This is a genomic window from Shewanella sp. MBTL60-112-B2 (assembly GCF_019655055.1).
In the GTDB taxonomy this organism is placed as follows: domain Bacteria; phylum Pseudomonadota; class Gammaproteobacteria; order Enterobacterales; family Shewanellaceae; genus Shewanella.
The window spans coordinates 258,413-264,703 of record NZ_BPFA01000002.1 but is presented as its reverse complement, the minus strand read 5'-3'; the positions used below and the strand labels follow the sequence as shown (position 1 = coordinate 264,703).

At 34.6% G+C, this 6,291-nt stretch carries 4 protein-coding genes; 2 read left to right on the top strand and 2 right to left on the bottom strand.

Annotated features, from left to right (window positions below; translation table 11 throughout):
* Positions 1 to 345, top strand: a 345-nt coding sequence (locus K5Q73_RS02435; RefSeq protein ID WP_220766124.1) for a hypothetical protein, incomplete at its 5' end; no start/stop codon positions are given.
* Between the two features lie 702 nt (positions 346 to 1,047).
* Here the strand turns inward: K5Q73_RS02435 and K5Q73_RS02430 are convergent.
* Positions 1,048 to 2,142: a linear amide C-N hydrolase gene (locus K5Q73_RS02430; RefSeq protein ID WP_220758766.1), complete on the bottom strand. Its 1,095-nt coding sequence runs from the start codon at positions 2,140 to 2,142 to the stop codon at positions 1,048 to 1,050.
* 629 nt (positions 2,143 to 2,771) lie between these two features.
* On the opposite strand from K5Q73_RS02430, the gene K5Q73_RS02425 reads away from it, so the two are divergent.
* Complete coding sequence (locus K5Q73_RS02425) at positions 2,772 to 3,806, top strand: GGDEF domain-containing protein (protein ID WP_220758767.1); 1,035 nt, start codon at positions 2,772 to 2,774, stop codon at positions 3,804 to 3,806.
* A gap of 422 nt (positions 3,807 to 4,228) precedes the next feature.
* On the opposite strand, the gene K5Q73_RS02420 is transcribed toward K5Q73_RS02425, so the two are convergent.
* Positions 4,229 to 6,058 carry a leukocidin family pore-forming toxin gene (locus K5Q73_RS02420; RefSeq protein ID WP_220758768.1) on the bottom strand — a complete coding sequence of 610 codons (1,830 nt, stop codon included), beginning with the start codon at positions 6,056 to 6,058 and terminating at the stop codon, positions 4,229 to 4,231.
* Between the last annotated feature and the right edge of the window lie 233 nt (positions 6,059 to 6,291).

The window sequence follows — 6,291 nt, the reverse complement described above, 5'->3', positions numbered from 1 at the left end:
GCATGTCTATTAGTATTTCCAATGACAATGAGTACTGCTTTTGCAGGAAACTCATTAAAAAATCTATGCCGTGGCTCATTCTCAACGAATGTCACCATAAAAAAAATGAACATTATACAAAATTGGCTGAATCGAGGGCCTGGGTTAAATATTCTATTATCTGACTCGCCAGATTGGCACGGATTATTTCTGGGACAAGACAAGAATGACGACGAAATGTATGAAAATGGAAAAGATGGATTTTTACAGATCGCTTCAATTGCTTATGTATCAAAGTCAAAAGTAAACGTATGTCACGGGAGCGGTATGTTAAACGGGATAGAAATAATACAATCTGACTTTTAAATAAAAATGCACTTTAAAATAAACTCCACAACCATTTAAAGCAGTGACGCTTTGACCTTCCACTCATTTAGAGGCGTCACTTTTTTCGAAAACGATACTATACGCTAACGATATCACAATGTTATTTAGGGTCGCTATTCGTTAAAAACGTTGAACTAAAATCATGAGTATTCCGGTCTTTTTTAATTATTAGGGTGAACAAAACTAAAACTCTCATACAAATTATTCAACAACAGCATTACAAGCTAGCCACTTGAAGTACTCTCATCTTATCAAGTGTTTAACACTTACAATTAAATCATTTAAGTTAAAACTGCACTAGGAAAGTTTGAGTGTTCGCAGTCAATAGTGAAAGCCGTTGGTATCGAAAGCTAATATATTGATTACACCTATCTTTTGAATAATATATTCAAACACCAAAAAGCTGTAACACTAGAGCGAAATCTAAATCCTGTAATATCAACAGGAGACTTGATAGTGAAATCAGTTCCCCCTTACTATTTAGCGACGCCATATATTTAACAAGCATAAAATGTAAGACCAACTGTAGCAATAGGATGAACTCTCACTAAATTACTTTGATAATCTTTTTTTTCTGATATTGCACTACTGTATATCTCGCCCTAATACCAACATTTAAACTAAATCGAATAGATTCATGCCATATAAATTAAGCAAAACAGCATAAAAGTACCAATTAAATCAGGTTCGGCTTTCAAATGGATCAATTGTCTGGCATAAATTAAATTGCACATCACCTTGTAACTCAGCATGATTATTAACTCCTTCAAGTCTATTGCTTACATTTATTAACTTTAACTTTGAACAAGTTTTAACATCTCGACTAAATGTCAGCCAAATAGGCATGACATTCATTGGGTTAAATAAGTAATATATTCCAGCAATATGATTACTTAAGAAAGTTAGCCTAGTGCAAAACTCCTTTTCATTTACCATCGAATTATTTAACAGAGGAATACTTCCACTTTGCATGATAAACCTAGTTTGTGCGAGTATACGTTCCGGAGTTAGCGCTGCCGTTGATGTTTTTAAAAGAAAGGCTGCACGTTCAAAACTATGTGTAGGGCTAATACCACCCGACACAGTATACATGGGTATTTTCACCTCTGGAATCGAGTGTCCCCATAGGTATTTCCAACACCTTAACATATTAAGTTGATCATCATAGTTATGTCCATTAATAACAACTTGGTGTTCATCACTAATATGCAACTTTAAGTTACCTTTAATAATCTCGATAACAGCAGATTGGCCCGTGTAATCAGATATAGACAAACTGACTCTAGACTTCAAATATTTATCTTTACTTTCTTCCTCAAAAAATACACTAGTTAAATCCTCTTTAATTAACTGCAAATTACTAGTCTTAAAGTATGAACACACATCAAATACACTTTTAAACATATCCAATATATATTGAGAGCAGCGAAGAACACTCAAATTACTATTTTTAAGGAAAGGTTTAGGCTTTCCATAAGTGGAAGATGTATTAAATAGTACGTTAACAACAAGCCCTGCAGAATTCATTCCATCAATAGGAACAAAGCCTTTTTTTTCTTGGCCTATCATGGATACAACACTGGCGTATTTTGAGCACCACTTGAAAACAACTTTAGGGTCTAAACATAGCTCTCTAGCTTTAATATCGGACAAACCTTTTTTGTTCAGACCACTAGGGAAATCGAAAATAGTAACTTCAACAGGCTTCTCCCAATTTAGATTTCTACCTGTTATTGGATATTCTCGATTTAAGTTATTCAATACACGCAAGCACATGCTCTACCCCTTATTAAATATTTAAATTCTAGATATTAAAAACAACAACCTAAAACAAAGGAATCATGGTATCCGAGTTAAGATAATGTAACAATAAGCAAGTCATAACAGTAACAAACATCGTACCGCCTATCTAATGTATAAAAAATACAAATAAATTCAGAAAATAATAACTATTTATAAAATTCACTATCACTTTCGATGATAACAAGCCAGAATTACAAAAGCTCCACCCATATAAACTTTTAAATTATAAGTTTATTGTTTGTTGATATAAGCTCGGCACTAATTAAATATCAACAAAGAGCTTAATGTTATTTTGTATATTTCACATGACAAGCCTGAACGTAGCTGTTTAATCAGGCTTCAAAAGGAAATTCACAGTCCTGTAAGTGTTCATTCATATCACCTTGAAGCTAAAGCCTTAACAAAATTGGAATAAATTAACTTCAATAGGCCTAAACCAGTTCATGTTCCTGCCCGCTACGGGATAATGTGAATTGAGGTCATTTAATACTCTTAAGCACATATCAATTACTTTAATATCTCTTATCAAAAATGGTTATTTGAAATCAAAGCAAAATACAATAACATATAGGTAACACAATGGAGCAGGGCCTTATACGGATATGAAAAACATAGAGTTAAATAGTACCTACAACTTAAGAAGGGCTGTATTAATTGGCATGTGCACTCTTTTAGGCTGCCTGAGTTTTCTACTCGGTATTATCAACCTCTCTATCGCTGCAAAGTGGGTAACACTTGGTTTTATCGAACTGCTCTACGCACTGTGCTCATTCACACTGGCGGTACTAGCAGTCAAAAGAAGACACCAATTTTGGCAAGTTATTCTGTATATTTTTGCCTTAACGACTATCGTCATTTACGCCGTCTCTCTCTCTAAAACCATAGGTTCGATGATCTGCTGGGTACTGGTTTTACCCACGGTTTACTATCTTCTTTTAGGTAAGAAATTTGCGAATTTACCAGTAATTATTCTTTTCTTTGCAGTGGTCGCCAACATCATTAGCAAATATGGCTTTACCGTTAATCCACTACTGGTTAATTTCGTTTTTAGTTATTTACTTATTTGGGCTGTTTCCCATATTTACGAGAAAAACCGCGCAAATTCAGAAGTCAAATTACAAAAGCTGGCACTGCAAGATCCACTGACATTAAGCTATAACCGGCTAGCGCTAACCAAGTATTTTGAGAATGTGGGTTCAAAGCCGTCTCTGCAAGAGCTTGACGAAGAGCTTCATCTACTGATTTTAGATATCGATTTCTTTAAACAGGTAAACGATAAGTATGGTCATGCGGTAGGGGATACGGTTCTACAAGAGTCCGCAAAAATTATCAGTCGCATTGCCGGTGATAAACAGACATTTAGGATTGGTGGTGAAGAGTTTTGTGTGCTGATTGAAAACAAAAACCAAGATGAAGCGATTGCCCTTGCTCAACTAATTAGAACACAGCTCGCAAAGAATGCTTTTAAACTCACAGAACATCAGCATATCAATATCACTGTAAGTATTGGTTTCAGCAGTTATCAGCCAGGCATGGCTTTAGCTAACTTGTTACGGCAAGCGGATCAGCGCCTATATAACGCTAAACACAGTGGCCGAAATCAAGTGATTTTTAACAATAACCCGCTTGCAGCCTGAGCCTAATCGCTTCACTTTTTTGCTTAGACTCACTTGGTTTTCATGTACGTCTAAATGTTAAAGCGCCTATTGATGCCTAAGCTAAGTAGGGTTGTAGACACCAGCTGTAGTGTCTTTCACACACAAGCTATTTTAGTTAAGACACTACCAAGCTACTTGTTACACTGTAACGAAATAGACTAACCAGAGTACAGTGCAAATTACAGCTGAATTATTGCAGGCTAAATTGGCTTGGTAGAATTAATAGTAATGTTTGCCTAAAGTACAATGACTTACGTACTTTACAATGAAAACTACAAGTCTCTGACAAAACCAGATCAACCTACAAATACCCAAAGCTAAAAAATTTAATTGAAACAACCTATAAAACAAACCAACTAAACATATAAATTACTAGAAATTTATTTGATACCTTAGAAAAACTACTTAGGAAAACTACTTGTTAAAAGGTTAACGCTTAAATCAGTATTTGCTTTCCCCGTTCTGACAGTCCTCATAAGCGCGTCTTTTTTACTATATGCAATACTTAAGTTCTTATATTTATTGCTTAATGTTCTTGAGGTCCCTTCGCTTGACCACTTCCAGCGTTGACTTAAATTTTGGTTACACCTCTTCAAGGTAGGAAAGCTAGTCGCATCTAAGCAAAATCTATTATGGTTTACACTAATGTATCTACCAAGTCGGTCATAGATAAATGCTTGTCTCATGTCCTTAAAATCGCACCTTTTAATTGTTAGTTTATTATTTTCAGCAACATTTATACATTTATTATTAAAATCGCCAAGCTGCAAGTTGACTGGCCAAGCCCCTAAAAATATAGGATGCTCCCAATCAACAGTAAAACTAGCTGACTTAGACAGATTAACGGATTGATCATCACTATCTTTTGAGTAATAGGTTCTCACACCAAAAATAGCGGTAATACTCGATCTAAACCTAAAACCAGTAAGTCTAACCGAGGAATTAATCGTAAAGTTTGTCGTCCCCTTACTACTGGCTGAAGCGATATAATTGACCGCTATAGATGGGGAGAAACCACTAAATGCTATCGGATGGATTTTACTTAAATCTCCAGGGTAGTCTTTTCGTACACTTATCCCTTCTAAACTCGCATTTTTTATAGATTCAGCTGTTGGATATTGTTCTCGCTCCCACTGAAAAGTAACATTACGCGCGCTTCTAGAATTCTTAATAATACGATAGTCATGTACATTAAAGGAGAGAGCTAAAGATTCGGACCAACTGTGATTCGCAGTTAACAGCTCTTTTGGGTTAAGTGTGCTTAAACCATATTCAGTACTCATTGTCTTAGTCGCGTTAAAATTAGAATTTACATTTGATTTAGGCATGGTACTTATAATACGAGCTTTACTATTGGATGCTTTAAAGTTGAATCGATAACTCTTTGCTATTGCGGAAGAAGTCCATTCCGCCTCTTCTCCACCTGACGGCCATAATATACCGTTAGACATAATAATTTGCGGGTATAATTCATTATTTAAATGTATGCCACTCCCTTCTGATTTTTTGTCATTCCTTCCTATTGAAATATTTACATACTTTGCATCTGGCGTCGAACTACCACTTTCGTTTTGAAATAAAAGCGACCGTCTCAGACTCACATAATAAATAAGTGAAATATTGGCATCCTTACACAAATATGTTCTAGACATACCATTAGAGGTGTTCCAATCAACAGCACAGTCTTTATCACTTATACTCTTGTTAACATTCAAATAAAAATCAAAGCTTGGTATTGCTTTATCTTTATCTATCTTATAACCATCATTTGGTTCAATAATTCTCAAGTCATTGACAGCATCTAAAAGCTTAACATTATCATCATACCTGCCTCGCAACTGGGTATACATAAACTCATGATTAAATCGAGTAAGGATTATAAAATCACCAACAAATGATACTCCAAAAGCATGTAAAAACTTCTCCTTTACATTATCTTTCACTTTAGCATCTTCAATTGTACTAAAATCAAAAAAGTACCTATAGTTTTCATCTAAAACTTTACCTTTAACTCCATAAACCAGATCGAATATTGTAGTGTGACTAACAAAGGAGCTTGCATTGATATAAATAACTTTACTTGCATCATTAAGATCACTAATAATATTTTCAGCAACTCCCACGGGAACATGAACATCGCTTTCATTAGAGTAATATAGCTCCCCATCATTGCTACATATAGCGTAATACGACATACTAATTAAAAAAAGTGCAATTACAAACTTCAACATAACCTTCCTCCTTAAAGATAAAAATCCGTAAACCTGTAAGCTCCAAACAAACCTAAACATACTAAGATACTAAGATACTACTTTAAAGCGTAAACACTTAAAACATTTAACCGCCGATACAAATATATAAAGACGTTCTATAAAACCACTAAAACATATTAACTAGCTATAAATATCATCCAAATACAATAATAACCACAGAAAATCATTTAATTAACTAAACAACCATTACC

What these genes read in the sequence shown, in the direction of transcription:
- K5Q73_RS02430 (WP_220758766.1), bottom strand. Translation starts at nt 2,142, where the DNA reads ATGTGCTTGCGTGTATTGAATAACTTAAATCGAGAATATCCAATAACA.
- K5Q73_RS02425 (WP_220758767.1), top strand. Translation starts at nt 2,772, where the DNA reads ATGAAAAACATAGAGTTAAATAGTACCTACAACTTAAGAAGGGCTGTA.
- K5Q73_RS02420 (WP_220758768.1), bottom strand. Translation starts at nt 6,058, where the DNA reads ATGTTGAAGTTTGTAATTGCACTTTTTTTAATTAGTATGTCGTATTAC.